Source organism: Nocardia sp. NPDC058633, from assembly GCF_042717045.1.
Classification (GTDB): domain Bacteria; phylum Actinomycetota; class Actinomycetes; order Mycobacteriales; family Mycobacteriaceae; genus Nocardia.
Genome location: NZ_JBHXRA010000016.1, coordinates 109,466 through 124,685 on the forward strand (window position 1 = coordinate 109,466; position 15,220 = coordinate 124,685).

12 protein-coding genes are annotated in these 15,220 nt (G+C 67.1%); 4 read left to right on the forward strand and 8 right to left on the reverse strand.

Going from position 1 to position 15,220, the window contains the following annotated elements; translation table 11 throughout:
* Nucleotides 1-72: 72 nt before the first annotated feature.
* Together ACFWUR_RS21765 and ACFWUR_RS21770 are read left to right on the forward strand one after the other, a co-directional pair.
* Nucleotides 73-444 (forward strand): AbrB family transcriptional regulator, encoded by a 372-nt coding sequence (locus ACFWUR_RS21765; RefSeq protein ID WP_378909139.1) that lies wholly within the window; start codon nt 73-75, stop codon nt 442-444.
* The gene (locus ACFWUR_RS21770; protein ID WP_378909140.1) at nt 441-752 is read left to right on the forward strand and encodes a hypothetical protein; all 312 of its coding nucleotides are present in this window, start codon (nt 441-443) and stop codon (nt 750-752) included. The genes ACFWUR_RS21765 and ACFWUR_RS21770 overlap by 4 nt, the downstream gene beginning before the upstream one ends.
* A gap of 60 nt (nt 753-812) precedes the next feature.
* On the opposite strand, the gene ACFWUR_RS21775 is transcribed toward ACFWUR_RS21770, so the two are convergent.
* Nucleotides 813-1,310 carry a peptidylprolyl isomerase gene (locus tag ACFWUR_RS21775; protein ID WP_378909141.1) on the reverse strand — a complete coding sequence of 166 codons (498 nt, stop codon included), beginning with the start codon at nt 1,308-1,310 and terminating at the stop codon, nt 813-815.
* A gap of 371 nt (nt 1,311-1,681) precedes the next feature.
* Nucleotides 1,682-2,329 (reverse strand): hypothetical protein, encoded by a 648-nt coding sequence (locus ACFWUR_RS21780; RefSeq protein ID WP_378909142.1) that lies wholly within the window; start codon nt 2,327-2,329, stop codon nt 1,682-1,684.
* Between the two features lie 420 nt (nt 2,330-2,749).
* Between ACFWUR_RS21780 and ACFWUR_RS21785 the strand changes: the two genes are divergently transcribed.
* Nucleotides 2,750-6,082 (forward strand): arabinosyltransferase domain-containing protein, encoded by a 3,333-nt coding sequence (locus tag ACFWUR_RS21785; RefSeq protein ID WP_378909144.1) that lies wholly within the window; start codon nt 2,750-2,752, stop codon nt 6,080-6,082.
* Between the two features lie 74 nt (nt 6,083-6,156).
* Here ACFWUR_RS21785 and ACFWUR_RS21790 read toward each other — a convergent pair whose 3' ends face one another.
* The 5 genes from ACFWUR_RS21790 to ACFWUR_RS21810 form a co-directional block, all read right to left on the reverse strand.
* Entirely contained in the window at nt 6,157-6,297 is a 141-nt protein-coding gene (locus ACFWUR_RS21790; protein ID WP_378909145.1) for a hypothetical protein, read from the reverse strand.
* Between the two features lie 183 nt (nt 6,298-6,480).
* Complete coding sequence (locus tag ACFWUR_RS21795; protein ID WP_378909147.1) at nt 6,481-9,882, reverse strand: arabinosyltransferase domain-containing protein; 3,402 nt, start codon at nt 9,880-9,882, stop codon at nt 6,481-6,483.
* A 160-nt stretch (nt 9,883-10,042) separates the two neighbouring features.
* Nucleotides 10,043-10,552, reverse strand: coding sequence for a hypothetical protein (locus ACFWUR_RS21800; RefSeq protein ID WP_378909148.1), 510 nt, complete (start codon nt 10,550-10,552; stop codon nt 10,043-10,045).
* Nucleotides 10,553-10,744: 192 nt separating this feature from the next.
* Nucleotides 10,745-11,287, reverse strand: coding sequence for a hypothetical protein (locus tag ACFWUR_RS21805; protein ID WP_378909150.1), 543 nt, complete (start codon nt 11,285-11,287; stop codon nt 10,745-10,747).
* A 166-nt stretch (nt 11,288-11,453) separates the two neighbouring features.
* Nucleotides 11,454-12,416, reverse strand: coding sequence for a helix-turn-helix transcriptional regulator (locus ACFWUR_RS21810; protein WP_378909151.1), 963 nt, complete (start codon nt 12,414-12,416; stop codon nt 11,454-11,456).
* Nucleotides 12,417-12,499: 83 nt separating this feature from the next.
* On the opposite strand from ACFWUR_RS21810, the gene ACFWUR_RS21815 reads away from it, so the two are divergent.
* Nucleotides 12,500-13,129: a TIGR03086 family metal-binding protein gene (locus ACFWUR_RS21815; RefSeq protein WP_378909152.1), complete on the forward strand. Its 630-nt coding sequence runs from the start codon at nt 12,500-12,502 to the stop codon at nt 13,127-13,129.
* 43 nt (nt 13,130-13,172) lie between these two features.
* Here the strand turns inward: ACFWUR_RS21815 and ACFWUR_RS21820 are convergent, their stop codons facing one another.
* Nucleotides 13,173-15,167, reverse strand: coding sequence for an arabinofuranosyltransferase (locus tag ACFWUR_RS21820; protein WP_378909153.1), 1,995 nt, complete (start codon nt 15,165-15,167; stop codon nt 13,173-13,175).
* Nucleotides 15,168-15,220: the final 53 nt, after the last annotated feature.

The following is a 15,220-nucleotide window of genomic DNA, read 5'->3' on the forward strand; positions in this document are numbered from 1 at the left end:
AACGCCAGAACCTTCCCTCCGGCCCCGAGTTCCGGGCACTGCTGATCAGCGCACAGCTGAAACGCTTCGTCATTGGCAGTATTGCTGCTTGACAGCATTGCAGCCAGATCGGAGCATGGGGGTATGGGTAACTACCACGGATACGCGGCGATTCAAGGGCGTGGCACTGTCGCGCTGCCCGCTGAACTGCGTCGTAAGTACCGACTCGATGAACCGGGAGCTCAACTGGAAATTGCCGAGCGCAGCGACGGTGTCATCGAGCTGCGACCCACTTTGCCGGTTCCCGTGGACGAGATGTGGTTCTGGTCGGAAGGTCATCAGGCGGCCGAGCGGGAAGCTGAGGCGGACCTGGAGGCAGGCCGGTACCGCACATTCGACGATGCCGAGTCATTTCTCGCTGACCTGGCTGCGATGGCGGCTGAGCCCGAGACTCCGTCGAAGTGAAATACCGAGTTCTCGACGCATTTCGCAGTGATTTCCGACGTTTGCCGGCCGAACATCAGCGTCTGTTCCAGTCGACGGTCAGGGACCACTTCCTGCCTGCGATCGATGAGGGTGCGTTCGCGGGCAGCCCGCCTTGGCCGAAGCGGCTGCGAATACACCGGCTGAACAACACCGAAATCTATTCACTGACATGGAATTTCGCGGCTCCTGATGGGCGCGCGACATTCCACCTGGACAAGACCGGCGAGGGCGATCCCATTCTTATCTGGCGACGGATCGGCAACCACGGAATCTGCCGGCAGCCCTGAACGCGTCGCGCGGGGAAGGGTCGGCATCATCGGATGCGACCCTTCCCCGCGGTGAAAAAATCAGGCGACAGAAGCGGATTCGATGATGACGTCGTCGACGGGGACGTCCTGGTGGGGGCCCGCGCTGCCGGTGGAGACGGCGGCGATCTTGTCGACTACCTCGAAGCCGTCGGTGACCTTGCCGAAGACGGCGTAGCCCCAGCCCTGGCCCTGGGGGGCGGAGTGGTTGAGGAAGGCGTTGTCGGAGATGTTGATGAAGAACTGGGCGGTGGCCGAGTGGGGGTCGTTGGTGCGGGCCATCGCGACGGTGTACTTGTCGTTCTTCAGGCCGTTGGTGGCCTCGTTCTGGATCGGCGCCTGAGTCGGCTTCTGCTTCAGGCCGGGCTCGAAGCCACCGCCCTGCACCATGAAACCGGGGATGACGCGGTGGAACACGGTGCCGGCGTAGTGGCCCGAGTTCACGTAGTTCACGAAGTTGGCGACCGTGTTCGGCGCGGCCTGGTCGTCCAACTCGAGCACGATCGGTCCGTAGTTGGTTTCGAGATTCACCTTGGTCATGGAGTCGAGTCTAAGGAGGGTGCAGGCCAGGAAGGGCGCGGGGGTCCGGGCGGGCGCGTCGCCTCATCTTCTTCTGTGCGAAGCCGGGCTGGATACTCGCGGTGGGCACAACCTGAACGGATAACCGTGCGGACTGATTTCCGTGGGCATTCGCAATAACATGATCGATGTCGAAGGTCAGCGTGAACGCGCCCATGGCATGCCGAAATCCGCGCGCTTCGAATAAGCGCGCGGTATCGCCGACGGAGTACGGTCCGTAATGTGTGGGCCCGCGTGCGTAGTGCTACGCACGCGGGCCTTTATCGCAGAGATTTCATCGAATTCGCAGTGACTTCGTCGCGTTACCCGTCACCCGAATATCCCCGATGGAATCAGGGGCCGACCGTGATCGGCACCGAGGGGGTGGTGGTGTTGGCCACCTTGTAGGTGCCCGTCACCGAGCCCGTGGTGGAGCTGGTCGGGCACCCGAACCCGCCGGTCACCTTGATCGGGGCCGACGCGCTGGCCAGCGAGACCGTCGAGGGCGCCCCGTTGGTCCACGTGCCGGCGATCGAGGCGGGCGCGGTGGGCGCGACTACGGCTGTGCACGAGGCGAAGCCGCTGGTCTTGATCACCATGCCGCCGGTGGGAATCGCCAGGCTACCGGTGATGGGCGTGCCGTTCTGGCCGGTGATCGCCCAGCTTCCGCTGGTGGTGACGGTGGCGCTGACACCCCACATGCTGGTGGTGCAGCCGGAGAAGGACGGCGCCCCGATCGACACCGACACCGGCCCGCTCGGGTTGGTGTTGCCGGGTGCGGCGGGTACCGCTCCGGTGGTGGTGGAGCTGGTGCAGGTGACGGTCACACTGCCCGCCACGAATTTCACCGTGCCCGAATTGGTCGCCGTCACATTCGCCCCCGCGGGGGCGATGGTGGTGGATCCGGCGGCTTGCGCCGGTCCGATTCCGAAGGTGACCGCAGCTGCCGCGCAACTCACGGAAGCCATGGCCGCACGCGCGAATACCTTTTTGTCGAACATTGCGTACTCCTAGGGTGAAACCGACAGACATTCGAAGTGAAGCTGTCGTATTTAAGATTACAACCGCAATTGTTTGTTGTGTGTGAATCGTTGTTCCAGTATTACTGCGGAAAGGATCTCGGTGATTCAGTCCCCGGCCTGCGTTCTCGCCCTTAAAATGCGGGAAGGGCATGTGGTACGACGTTATTGCCGCAATTCCAATCGGTGTGTATTTTGCATACTGCTACCATTGAAAAACTCCTGTGCAGACCCGAGATGCGTGTGGATGTCGCGACCGTGCTCGGAGTGATAGCCGATCGATATGACGCTGGAACGACTCGGTGTCGGGTCACCCGCCGACCGCCGTCAAGATGACCTGACTGCGCACCCTGTGGCGAGCGACCCCTCACAACCAGGGGCGGACAGATACCATGGCGAACCGTGCCAGACGCCGCAACAGCTGTTCTCACCAAGCCACCCGCAGAACCGGTGGCATCCGCGAAGGACTTCCGGACCGCGCGATGGATCGCGATGGTCGCCGGGATCCTCGGTGCCCTTTTCGCGGTGGCGACGCCGTTTCTGCCGGTCACGCAGACGACCGCGCAACTGAACTGGCCACAGAACGGCACGCTCGCCAATGTGCAGGCGCCGCTGATGTCGCAGGTGCCGATCGACCTGAACGCGTCGATCCCGTGCTCGGCGGTGGCGACGCTGCCCGAGCAGGGCGGCATGCTGCTGGCGACCGCGCCCGCGCAGGGTGATCGCGCTGCCCTGGAAGCGTTGTTCGTGCGCGTCTCCGATACCGCGGTCGACGTGGTGGATCGCAATGCCGTGGTCGCCTCGGCGGACCGGTCGGCGATGGACGGGTGCTCGGCGATCCGGATCAGCTCCGATCAGAACCGTACGAGTGCGGAGTTCGTCGGACTGACCAAGCAGGTCGAACGGCCTGTCGCCGGCCAGCCGGGTGCGGTGGAAACCGTGCAGGTGCCCGTACAGGGACAGCTCGCCGGTGACCTGCGGCCGCAGATCGTCGGCGTGTTCACCGATCTCGAGGGTGCGGTGCCGCAGGGTCTGTCGCTGACCTCGACGATCGACACCCGCTTCTCGTCGAGCCCGTCGCCGATCAAGCTGGTCGCGATCATCGCGGCTGTGCTGTGCACCCTGCTCGCGCTCGGCGCGCTCGCCCGCCTCGACGGCAGTGACGGGCGCGGGCACCGCCGCTTCCTGCCGCGCAACTGGCTGAAGCCCACATGGGCCGACGGTGCGGTCATCGGCACACTGCTCGTCTGGCATTTCGTCGGCGCCAACACCTCCGACGACGGCTACATCCTGTCGATGGTGCGCGTGGCCCCCGACGCGGGCTACACGGCCAACTACTTCCGCTGGTACGGCGTCCCCGAGGCGCCGTTCGGTTGGTACTACTACGTCATCCAGGTGTTCGCCGAGATCTCCACGGCCAGCCCGTGGGTGCGCGTACCCGCGCTGATCTGCGCGATCCTGTGCTGGATGGTGATCAGCCGCGAAGTGGTGCCTCGCCTCGGCAACGCGGTGAAGCGCTCTCAGGTGGCGCTGTGGACCGGTGGTCTGGTGTTCCTGGCGTTCTGGCTGCCGTTCGACAACGGCCTGCGCTCGGAGCCGATCGTCGCCCTCGGCGCGCTGCTCACCTGGGTTTCCATCGAACGCGCCATCGCCACCGGTCGACTGCTGCCCGCGGGTATCGCGGTGCTGATCGCGGCCTTCACTCTCGCCGCCGCGCCGACGGGCCTGATGTGTGTGGCCGCGCTGCTGGCCGGTATCCGTCCGCTGGTGCGGATCATCGTGCGTCGTCACCGCCAGTTCGGCACGGTCGCGCTTCTGGCCCCGATCGCGTCGGCGGGCCTGCTCGTGCTCACGGTCGTCTACGGCGACCAGACCTTCGCGGGCATCCAGGAAGCCAACCGGGTGCGTCAGGCCACCGGTCCGAACCTGGCCTGGTACGAGGACTACCTGCGCTACTACTACATGTTCGTCGAGACCGTCGACGGCTCGCTGGCGCGGCGCTTCGCCTTCCTGGTGATGCTGCTGTGCCTGTTCACCACGCTGTTGGTGCTGCTGCGTCGCCGTCAGGTGCCGGGCATCGCGTCGGGTCCGACCTGGCGGTTGATGGGGATCGTGTTCGGCACGATCTTCTTCATGATGTTCAACCCCACCAAGTGGACCCACCACTTCGGCGCCTACGCGGGCATCGCGGGTGGGCTCGCGGCGGTGACGGCGGTGGCGGTGTCGCAGAGCGCGCTGCGTTCGCGCAAGAACCGGGCGATCTTCCTGGCCGGATTGCTGTTCGTGCTCGCGCTGTCGTTCTCGGGCATCAACGGCTACTGGTATGTGTCCAGTTACGGCGTGCCGTGGTTCGACAGGACCATCTCGGTGAGCGGCATCAACTCCAACACCGTGATGCTGATCCTGTTCGGCGTGGCCTTGGCGCTGGTCGGCTGGTACGCGCTGCGCGAGGACTATGTGAAGCCGGTGCCGTCGGTGAAGACCAAGCGAGGCAACAGGATTCGCAAGTTCGCCGCGATCCCGCTGACCGTCGTGGTCGGCCTGATGGTGCTGTTCGAAGTGCTCTCGCTGGTCAAGGGTGCGACACAGCAGTACCCGGGCTACTCGCTCGCCCGCTCCAACATCGACGCGCTGAGCAACAACTCGTGTGGCCTGGCCAACGACGTGCTGGTCGAATCCGACCCGAACGGCGGCAGGCTCGACCCGATCGTCGACCCGGCCCGTCCGTTCACCGACCCCGGCAACCCGCTCGCGGGCACCGGCTCGGTCGGGTTCACTCCCAACGGCGTGCCGGGCGATCTGTCGGCCGACGCGGTGGAGGTGAAACCGGGCACCGGTAATACCAGCAACCAGTCGGTCGGCGCGGCCTTCGCCGAAGGCGAGAGCGCGGGCACCGGCGGCGGCGAGGGCGCACGCGGCATCAACGGTTCGACCGTGGCGCTGCCGTTCGGGCTCGACCCGGCGCAGATCCCGATTCTCGGCTCCTACCAGGAGGGCATGCAGCGACCGGCCAACCTGGAATCGGCCTGGTACGGGCTGCCCGCCCGCTCGGACGACTCACCGTTGGTGGTGATCAGCGCCGCTGGTCGCATCGCCTCCAAGAGCGACTCCGGCGCCGACAACTACGGGCAGGCGCTGTTCGTCGAATACGGCACCCGCAACCCCGATGGCAGCGTCACCGCACTCGGCGCCTACCAGCCGCGCGATATCGGTCCCGCCCCGTCGTGGCGCAATCTGCGCGTGCCGCTGGCCGACCTGCCTGCCGAGGCGAACGCGGTGCGTGTGATCGCAAACGACCCGATCCTGATCGGCGATCAGTGGCTGGCGTTCACCCCGCCGCGGGTGCCCGAGCTGCAGACGCTGGACACGTTCATCGGCCGTGACCAGCCGGTGCTGCTGGACTGGGCCGTCGGCCTGCAGTTCCCGTGCCAGCGTCCGTTCGCGCACAAGAACGGCGTGGCCGAGGTGCCGAACTACCGGATCCTGCCGGACCGTCCGCTGGCGATCTCGTCGACCGACACCTGGCAGGCGCAGGAGTTCGGTGGTCCGTTGGGTCTCACGCAGATGCTGGCGGCCCGGGTCACCATCCCGACCTACCTGAAGGACGACTGGGCCCGCGACTGGGGTTCGCTGGAACGCTACGACCAGTACATGGAGGCGACGCCCGCCGAGCTCGAGACCGGCACCGCGCCGCGTAACGGGTTGTGGAGCCCGGGCCCGCTGCGGGTGTTCTGACCTCGGCCGGACGGTGAAAGGCGCGGATCACATGTATGTGGTCCGCGCCTTTTCGGTTGGATGGGGAACAGGAGTCAGACGTTGAGCATGCGACGGGTGAGGTCGCGGCGTAATACCTCTTGTGAAGGCAGTCTTTCCAGTACCCGCATTACGGCCGGTCGTAGTTCTTGCTTCTCGTCGTTGCTGAGCAACTCGACGAGATCTCGTAGATCCATGTCATCGAAGGCTCCTGTCATACCCACCAGCGTACGTGCTCAAACGTGCAGGCACAGGTTCTTTACGCTGTCATTTACAGGTGCTTCATCCAATCGAAACCCTAACGGGCACTGAGTTTTTCGTAAGAGACATGCGCCAGTGCCTGGTCACTGCCCTTACGCTGCCTGTGTCTGTCACCCGCATCACTGTGCCCGAATTGCCGGTTCCTTCGCCCGACCCGACTGATCGATCACCGTCACCTCGATCTTCGCGGGCGGGGCGGGCTGATGCGGCGTGAACCGCTCCAGCGAGCCCCAGTCGCGGCCGAGATCGTGGTCGAGATAGGTGGGCACAGTCTCGGCCTTCAACAGCAGGTTCGTCCACCCGAGCGGGCCGCCGCCGATGTCGTCCTGCCAGGCGTTGGACGCGTCGGAGCCGACCCGGTCGGGCAGGATTCGCCAGCGCGGAGCCTCGGCGACGCCGTCGTGGTGCTCGAACGGCCGCTGGCAGGGGAAGGCGAGGCCGACGTGCCAGTCGAGCAGAACCGGGTCTTCTCGCCCCACCACCGAGTCGAGGGATTCCAGTCTCGGCAGCCGCGGCGGCGTGACCGCGAGCCACTGCTTGCCGGTGATGTCGTTGTCGGCGGCCACCAGGCGGACCGCGTTCACGCCGACGGGCAGCTGATCGATCGGCACGCGCAGATTGCGCCACGAGGGCGAGGGACCGATATCCATGGGCACCACCGAGCCCGTCACCTCGACCGAGCCGTCGGCGGCACGGGTGCCGTATTCCAGACGCAGATCCTGGCCGTAGTGCACGACCCCGTCGGTGTCGACATAGCGGATACGCCCGGCCGCGGTGACCACGAGGGCCTGATAGGCGGGATCGTCGCGCACGCTGTCGTCGAGGTCGACGCGATACCACTGAGAGGTGAGCTTCGCCTGCTGCTGCACGCCGTCCTGGAAGGAGCCCAGGACCGGGGTGCGGGCGGGGTCGAGGCCGAACGGGAGGGCGACGGTGCTGCCGTTGATACCTGGTTCGGCACTGGTGCCACCGCCGGTGCCCGCGCCGGTGGTCTCGGTGGTCTTGTTGGCGGAGTCGTTGTCGACCGAGTTGGCGCCGCCGACCACGGTTTCGTCGGCATCGGCGGTGAGGTCCTCGGCTACGCCGTTGGGGGTGAAGCCGGTGGATTCGGCGACCAGCCCGTCGGCGGGGGCGCCGGTGTAGGGGGTGAGCAGCGAATCGGCGGTATTCGATTCCACCAGGACATCGTTGGCCATCCCGCAGGTATCGCCCTGTAGTGCGTTGATATTCGACTTCGCGATGGAGTAGGCGGGGTACTGGGTGATGGCGCCCTTGGCCATCGACGCCACCTCGAACAGCACGAGCAATGCCGCCGCGATGGTCAGCGGCATGGTCGCGAAGCGGTCGAACCGTCCCGTGTCCGAGGGCGTCCGGTAGGGGGCGCGCAAATGGAAATACAGCGCGACGATCAGGGCGAGGATGCTGAGTCCGAGGAACAGCGTGGAGACGCCCTTACCCGCCACCATCGGCGCCTTGTCCCAGAACGGCACGCCGTAACTGGACACGTACCACCAGCCGTTGGAGCCGGTGAAGGTCATCGCGAGCAGGAACAGGACGGCCGCGGCGAACAGCGATCGATTGCGTGGAGCACGAATCCCGTTGGTGCCCACAGCCACCGCGGCCAAGGCCGCCAGCGAGCCGGCCAGGCCCGCGTAGACACCGAAGTGGTGGGTCCACTTGGTCGGCGTCCACATCATCAGCAGCAGCGCGGCGAAGACGATGCCGAGGATGCGCACCGAGGGGCCGCGGGAGGTGCCGGGGATGCGGCCCTTGCGCAGGACCTGCAGGATGCAGACGAGCAGGCACAACAGCATCACCAGCACGCCGAAACGGCGGGCCAGTGAGCCGTCGGGGGAGAGCATGAACAGCGAGTCCCAGCGGGTGCGTTCGTCGAACCAGGCGACGTTCGGGCCGACGAGCGTGCGGACGCGGGTGGCTTCCATGACGGTGGCCAGCGTCTGGTCGGCGAACACGATGATCAGCACCAGCGTGCCCGCCGCGACACCGGGGGCAAGGAGCGCGGCGTACCGGAAGATCTTGGTGCCCAGCGACAGTCGTCTCCCTGAGCCGCTCGGATCAGCCGTGCTCCTCGCGCTGTCCGTACCGTCCGGCGTGACGGTGCTACCCGCATCGGTCGTCGGTCGGTCGTGCGCGGGGTCGACGTCGCTGTCCGCCGCGATCCGGCGCGGGCGCAGACCCTGGGCTCGCTTGATGATGATCTGCATGACCGGGCGGGTGCCCGCGATCAGTGCGGCGATGCAGATCAGGCCGGTCGGGCCGGCCGCCAGCGAGAACGCGGCGACGAGGATCGCCAAGGCGGCGGGCAGCAGTCGCGCGGTGGCGATGGCGCGCTCGATCAGGCACCAGGTGAGCAGGGCGCCCGCCGCGATCAGCGGTTCGGGGCGCAGGCCGTTGTCGTAGGGGAGCCAGAAGGCCAGGAACACCAGGCCCGCCGTCCACAGCGCCACCTTGTCGCGGCGCACACGAGCGCCGAGGCGGGGCAGCACTTCACGGCTGATCACCGCCCAGCAGACCAGTCCGGCGGCCAGCGCGGGCAACCGCATCCACGGGCTGGCGTCGGAGACCTTCGTCATCCAGGCGAGCAGTTCGTAGGACCAGCCGAACGGCGCCTCCGGCACGCCGAACCAACGGTAGTAATTGGCCATGTAGCCCGACGGGCCCGACGCGCGGGCCATGTTGAGGATGTAGCCGTCGTCGGAGGTGTTGGCGCCGATCACGTGCCAGCCGAGCAGCGTCACGACCACCACGATGTCGGTCGGGGTGATCCGCCACCAGTGCCGGGGCAGGAAGTGGCGGGCGCGGCGGCCGTCGGTGGTGTCGAGCAGGTGCAGGGCGATCAGGGCGAGAAGGGTGAACACCCCGGCGCCGATCATCGCCGCCAGTTTCAGCGTTGTCGGCGTGGAGGTGAAGCGGGAGTCGATGTCGGCGTGCAGCCGGGCGCCGGCGAGGGCGGCCGAGTCGAGGTCGGTGTAGACGCCCACGATCTGCGGGCGCTTGTCGACGGTGACGGTGTTGCGGAACGGGGTGCCGTCCTGGCGCGCTGCTCCGACGAACTCGACGGTGGTCGCCTCGATGGTCGAGACGACGCTGATGTGCGCACAGCCGGCGATCTCGGCGATCGGTGCCGACAGCATCGGCACATCGCGCGCCTGCACCCCCACCACGCCGTCGCGCACGGTGACGCTCAGACCGCGGTCGGCCTTGCCGGAGGCAGCCGGAATCGTCGTCAAGAGCGTGGTGGTGGTCGGGTTCTCCGCATCGGAAGCGGGCAACCCACTCAGCATCGTGCACGGTAGCTGCGCGTCGAGACGCTGCGGAACATACGACACCAGCGGTGCCTCGACGCTGGTCGCGCCCGCCTGCGGCCACTCCAGGCTCGCGCGGTCCTGGCGCACCGGCAACAGCGGCGCGAGCAGGGCAAGCACGAACCCGAGCAGCCCGCAGACGAGGGCGATCAGGCGGTATCGGGTGAACGCTCGTTCAGATCGGTCCGGTCGCACGGGGGTTGATGCTAGCCATCGAACCTGTGCGCTGGTCGGCGCCGCCCTGATATGGGCGCACGCGCGGTGTTCGTGGGTTGAGCAAGGCCCGAGCGAAGACGAAGTATGCCTCGGTAACGCCGACGCGGCGCTCCTCGACCGCGCACGGCCGGGGCAGGTGTCAGCCGGTGCGGCGGGCGGCCCAGTCGAGCTGGGATCGGGCCCAGTCGGGGATCTCGGCGTCGGGGCGCGGGAAGGCCGCGAACTCGGCGGTGAGATCGTCGGCGGATATCTCCGGCATCCAGTCCGCGACGGCGGTGGTGGAGTAGTTGGTCTTGTAGCGCGTGGGGCCCGCGATGAAGATCTCGGCACTGAGCCAGGCGCCGACATCCGGGTTGTAGGACATGCGCTTGTGGTCGGTGAGGTAGTCGAGCACCTCGGTGGGCGGCATCAGGTTGGTGACCGTTCCGTCCCGCTCTTTGATCTGCACCCCGGCGACCGCGTTCTCGCCGACCTGCAGTGACCACAGCAGGGCGAATTTCTGGCCGGGTGCGAGCAGGTCGATGGTGGCGTCGATGACCACCCGCTCGATCGCGGCGAGGGAGTCGAGCTGCGCACGCTGTTGGGGTTCACGGCCCTGGCGTTGCGGCGTCAACAGGAGATCGATCCGCTCCGGTCGGCTGAGCGTCATAGCTATACCTCTGCATCCGTACCGATCAGCACTACCAAAAACTGATTTCGGTCGGCCGAACTTCCAACATTTCGCAGCGTACTCGCCCCGCGACACCGACCGCGCGGTTTGTTGACACTGACCGCACATATTGTGGTCTATCGCGTGCCCGCACACCAGTGGCTAACGGGTGTCCATCAACACATGTCCCGATCACGCCGCCGAGGCGCGCAGTGCGAACCACCCGTCGCGTGGATCGGCGAAGCCGTGATAGACCAACGGGATGCGCTGGTCGATCTCGAAATACCGGTAGACGGCATTCATCGCCTGACGGACCGAATGCGCCTGGAAATCGTCGATGCGACGTACCCCGATGCGACGCTCGGGCAGCATCGCCAGCCGGATCAGTTCGGCCGGATCGTCCACATCGAGCCCCCACGGTGCGGGTTCTTCGATGAGATGGTCGTGCAGCACCTCCCGCGCGACCGGCGGATCGTGCCGCGGCCCCGAGAACGCGACCTGCTGTGCGCGAGCCAGCCCACGGGTGTCCAGCGGCGTGCGCACGGCCTGGATCAGGTCGATCAGCTCGGAGTCGGGGGTGGGCTGGGGTATTCGCCCGGCGACCGGCGCCTGTTCGAGTAGGTGCATCATCTGCCCGCCGAGGACCAGCGGTTCGGGCACCAGGAACACGCTGATGCTCGGGCAGGAACAGTTCAGGCCGGTGAGACACACCCTCGTGTGCAACGGATCGGACATACGTCCTCCTCCGGTAGCGGGTCGCCGGGACCCGTGACGTGCAGGATCTGATTCCAACGCCGGCCGCCGAGGGGTTGTGCGATCCGTCGGCGACGACCGTGCCGCACCCGTCAGTGTAGTGCCGTCGGGTGGGATGAACACCCGGTTCCGGCACGGATGCACACGATCAGGGGGCCACCGACTCGGTATAGCGACGGGCCAGGGTGCGCAGGTGTTCGACCAGTTCCGGCGGGCCGTCGACGCGGAAATCCATCATCAACATGCTCAGGTAGATCGCGATCGTCTCCATCGCGTCGGCGCCGGTGAGCAGCACACAACGGTGTTCGTCGATCGGCTCGACCACACCGACCGCCGGGTTGATCCTGGCGATGACAGTCTCGGCGGATTCGAGGACGATGACGCGGGCGTGCACACGCCAGCCGGTGGACGCGATGTGGCGCATGACGAAGGCGACGAGGTCCTCGTCCGGGAGGGTGCGCGGGGCGAAGGCGCGAGCGCCGGTCTCGGCCCGGGTGATCCCGGCGGCGGGAAGTGCCGTCCAGTCATGAGTTTTCATGTCGTAGGCGACCAGGTACCAGCGGCGTTGCCAGTTGATCAGCCGGTAGGGCTCGAGTTCTGTTGTGCCGTCGGGTGTTTCGATGCTGACGGTGGTGGTGCGGCGGACCGCGTCGGCGAGGGTGGTGAGGATGCCCGTGGCGACCGGCGCGTCCGGTTCGCGGGAGCCGGTGGTGGCGGGGCCGATCTCGGTGGCGTCGCGCAGTGCGGACACTTTGCGCTGCAGCCGTTTCGGGAGAATCTGTTCGATCTTGCGCAGGGCTCTGGTGAGCTGGTCGCCGATGTCGGAGACCGCGAGCGAGCCGTCGTGGGCGACGGCGATGGACAGCGCGACCGCGACGGCCTCCTCGTCGTCGAGCAGGAGCGGCGGCATTGTCGCGCCACGGCCGAGGCGATACCCGCCGATCGCGCCCCGTTCCGCGTGGACGGGATAGCCGAGTTCGCGTAGGCGCGAAATGTCGTTGCGCACGGTGCGTTCGGTGATCTCGAGGCGGTCGGCGAGTTCGCGGCCGGTGAAGCTGCGGTCCTGCAGCAAGGCGAGCAAACGCAGCACGCGCGGTGTCGTAGCAGCCATTTTTCACCTCGTAGAAAATTAGGAAAGAAACAATCCTAATGGGTTTCTAGGCTGGAGTCGTCACCGAAACGAAAGGCACCATCATGAACAGCACCGCAGCCCTCGAAAACGTCTGGCGCGACGTGGTCGCCACCTCCTACCGGGCACTGAGCGAGGTGGTCGCCGGTATCGCCGATGACCAGTGGAACCTGCCCACCCCCTGCTCGGACTGGACCGTCACGCAGGTCGTTCAGCACGCCGCGGGCGACCAGCTCGCCTATGCCGCCGCCCTCGGGGTCGGCCCCGGCCCGTCCTACAACCCCTTCGATCCCTCCGGGGAGATCGACGGCTCCGCGGTGGAATTGGTCCGCGAAGCCGTCGACCAGACCGCGGCGGCCTGGACCACCGTCTCCATCGACACCGCCACCGTCGCGACCCCCCTTCCCCACGGCGACCTGCCCACCCCCGTCGCGGCCACCCTCGCCGCGCTCGACGCGGCAGTCCACGCCTGGGACATCGCGATCGCCACCGGCCAGCCGTCGCCCCTCACCGACGACCTCTCGACCCACCTTTTGACGGCCGCCCGCACGATCCACCCGGCCCCCGGTTCGGGCACCGCCGCCGAGATCATCGAACCGCTGCGCCAATGGGGTGCCTATGCCCCCGTCGTCGAAGCGCCGACAACCACGCCGACCACCGAACTCCTCCACTATCTCGGCCGCGCCTCGGCGTGAGCTGGGCTCGTCCGAGCGGGCCCGTCGGCCACAGTCGCGAGGATCAGCGGCGGACTGTGATCAGGGTGAAGGGGCCGATCTCGGTGGGGGTGAAGGCAGGGTCGGTGAAGAGGGATTTGGGGAACGACACGGTGTAGCGCTTGACGTTCGGGTCGTTGGGGTAGACGTCTTCGGCCAGGCGGAGGGTGTAGTTGTCGCCGTCGTTGCGGAACAGGAACGCGTCGGGGGCCCGCCAGGGAGACTTCGCGAGGGCTTCTACGAGGGCGGGGGAGTCGGGGAGCTTGCTCCACTCGGCGATGGCGGCGGCGCGGGCCTTGAAGTCGGACAAGGGGTTCGCGTAGTGGGAGGTGAGAGCCTGGAAGGCCCAGTAGGGGTAGAACGCCAGGAAGGTGGTGTCCGCGGTGAGGACGACGGATTCGTCTCGGGGGCGGCCGGTTTGGGCCAGCAGGGCCGCGTCGATCTCGCGGTAGTGGGAGACGGCGGAGGGTTTGCGCTGGTCGGCTCGTTCGCCGTTGCCGTCGGTGTCGGTGTAGGCGGTGTCGATTTCGTGGGTGAGCACGGTCGGGATGGTCTGGGCGAAGGCCATGGCGCCGAGTACCGCGATCGCGGCGGCCGCGGTGCGCATCGGGGCGGGCTCGTTCAATGCCTGGTAGACGGCGGTCGCGCCTTCGACGAAACCGAAAACACCCGCGGCGGCGAGCAATGCGAGCAGGACCGGCTCGAGGCGGAACGACAGCAGGGTCGTGCCCGCCGCGGTCGCCGCCATCGAGAGCAGCGTCCACAGGTAGATCGAGACGACGCCGATGCCCAGTGCCTGTGCGCGCCTGGATGATCCGGCCCGAATCACCAGCCACAGCACACCGAGCATGCAGAGCGCTCCGCGCAGGGAGAGCTCGAACATCGGGAACGCCAGCTGGGCGCCGGATTCGGGCAGGTAGTGGAACGCGTTGCCGGACGGCATCTTCGCACCGGACAGCATCTCCAGCAGATACGGCGCCCACACGACAAGGGCGAGCACGATAGCGATACCGCCCATTGCCGCCAGCTTGGTCAGGGGCGCGATCGCGGCACGCCAGGCGGGCGACGCGCTCGTCGAGGTGGCTCCGGCCGAGGTGGTGGCGGACGCGACCGCTGAACCAGCCCGCGCGCCGCCCACCCGACTCGCTCGCCGTCGAGCTGCCCGCTGCGAGTAGACGGCGAGCCCGGCAGCCACCACCCCCATGATCACCACGGTGAACGCCGCGATCGCCAGGTACAAGGTGTAGAAACACGCCGCCACCCCGAGGAACACCCCGGTTCCGAGCGCCGCGCCCCACCCACCGGACCGCCGATGCAACGCACCCCACGCCAGCACCAACACCGGCGGTACGAACACCACGAGCACCGCGCCGTACGCCTCCGGCGAGGCATAAGCCAACGTCATCGCCGTCACCGCGGCAGCCGCGCCCACCGCCATATCGGCGCGCACCAACTGCATCCACAACACCAACGCCACCGCGGCGGCGACGGCGAGCAGCCCGATCGCGTACGGCTTGAACACTTCCCAGCCGTCCATTCCGAGCACGTTGCCCACGCGCCCGCCGAGCCAGAACCAGCCCGCCGGATAGAACGGCGGCAGATCCACATAGGCCATATCGCGCAGCGCGGCACTGTCGGTGAGCCGCGTCAGATACTCGGTCCGGAACTCCTGATCCACCGAGACACCGAACAGATACAACTTCGTCGCGGCCAACGGCATCCCGAGCGTGACCGTCACAAAACTCGAAATCCCCACCCAGGAGAGCAGTTTCGCCACCACCGGCCACTTGCGCAGCCGAAGCAACAGCACCGACACCACCAGCAGCGCGACCGCGGCGACCTGTCCCACCGTGGTCAGCGCGCGAGTCACATTGGAGGAGTTGAACGCAGGCCACTGCACCGCCGAGAACGCGAACAGACCCACCACGGCGACAACAAGCGCCACCGCCGCGGCCGCAGCCCCCTCGCCGACACCGGTCCAGATCCTGCGCACCGCCCGCACCTCGTCATTGGTCGTCATCGGCGCGCAATCCTCCGGCTCCACTGTGCTCCACGGTCCGGGCCAGCCTAGTG

Bases quoted from the DNA above. Each gene is read 5' to 3' on its own strand.
- ACFWUR_RS21805 (WP_378909150.1), bottom strand. From the start codon at position 11,287: ATGTCCGATCCGTTGCACACGAGGGTGTGTCTCACCGGCCTGAACTGT.
- ACFWUR_RS21810 (WP_378909151.1), bottom strand. From the start codon at position 12,416: ATGGCTGCTACGACACCGCGCGTGCTGCGTTTGCTCGCCTTGCTGCAG.
- ACFWUR_RS21775 (WP_378909141.1), bottom strand. From the start codon at position 1,310: ATGACCAAGGTGAATCTCGAAACCAACTACGGACCGATCGTGCTCGAG.
- ACFWUR_RS21790 (WP_378909145.1), bottom strand. From the start codon at position 6,297: ATGGATCTACGAGATCTCGTCGAGTTGCTCAGCAACGACGAGAAGCAA.
- ACFWUR_RS21800 (WP_378909148.1), bottom strand. From the start codon at position 10,552: ATGACGCTCAGCCGACCGGAGCGGATCGATCTCCTGTTGACGCCGCAA.
- ACFWUR_RS21815 (WP_378909152.1), top strand. From the start codon at position 12,500: ATGAACAGCACCGCAGCCCTCGAAAACGTCTGGCGCGACGTGGTCGCC.
- ACFWUR_RS21820 (WP_378909153.1), bottom strand. From the start codon at position 15,167: ATGACGACCAATGACGAGGTGCGGGCGGTGCGCAGGATCTGGACCGGT.
- ACFWUR_RS21780 (WP_378909142.1), bottom strand. From the start codon at position 2,329: ATGTTCGACAAAAAGGTATTCGCGCGTGCGGCCATGGCTTCCGTGAGT.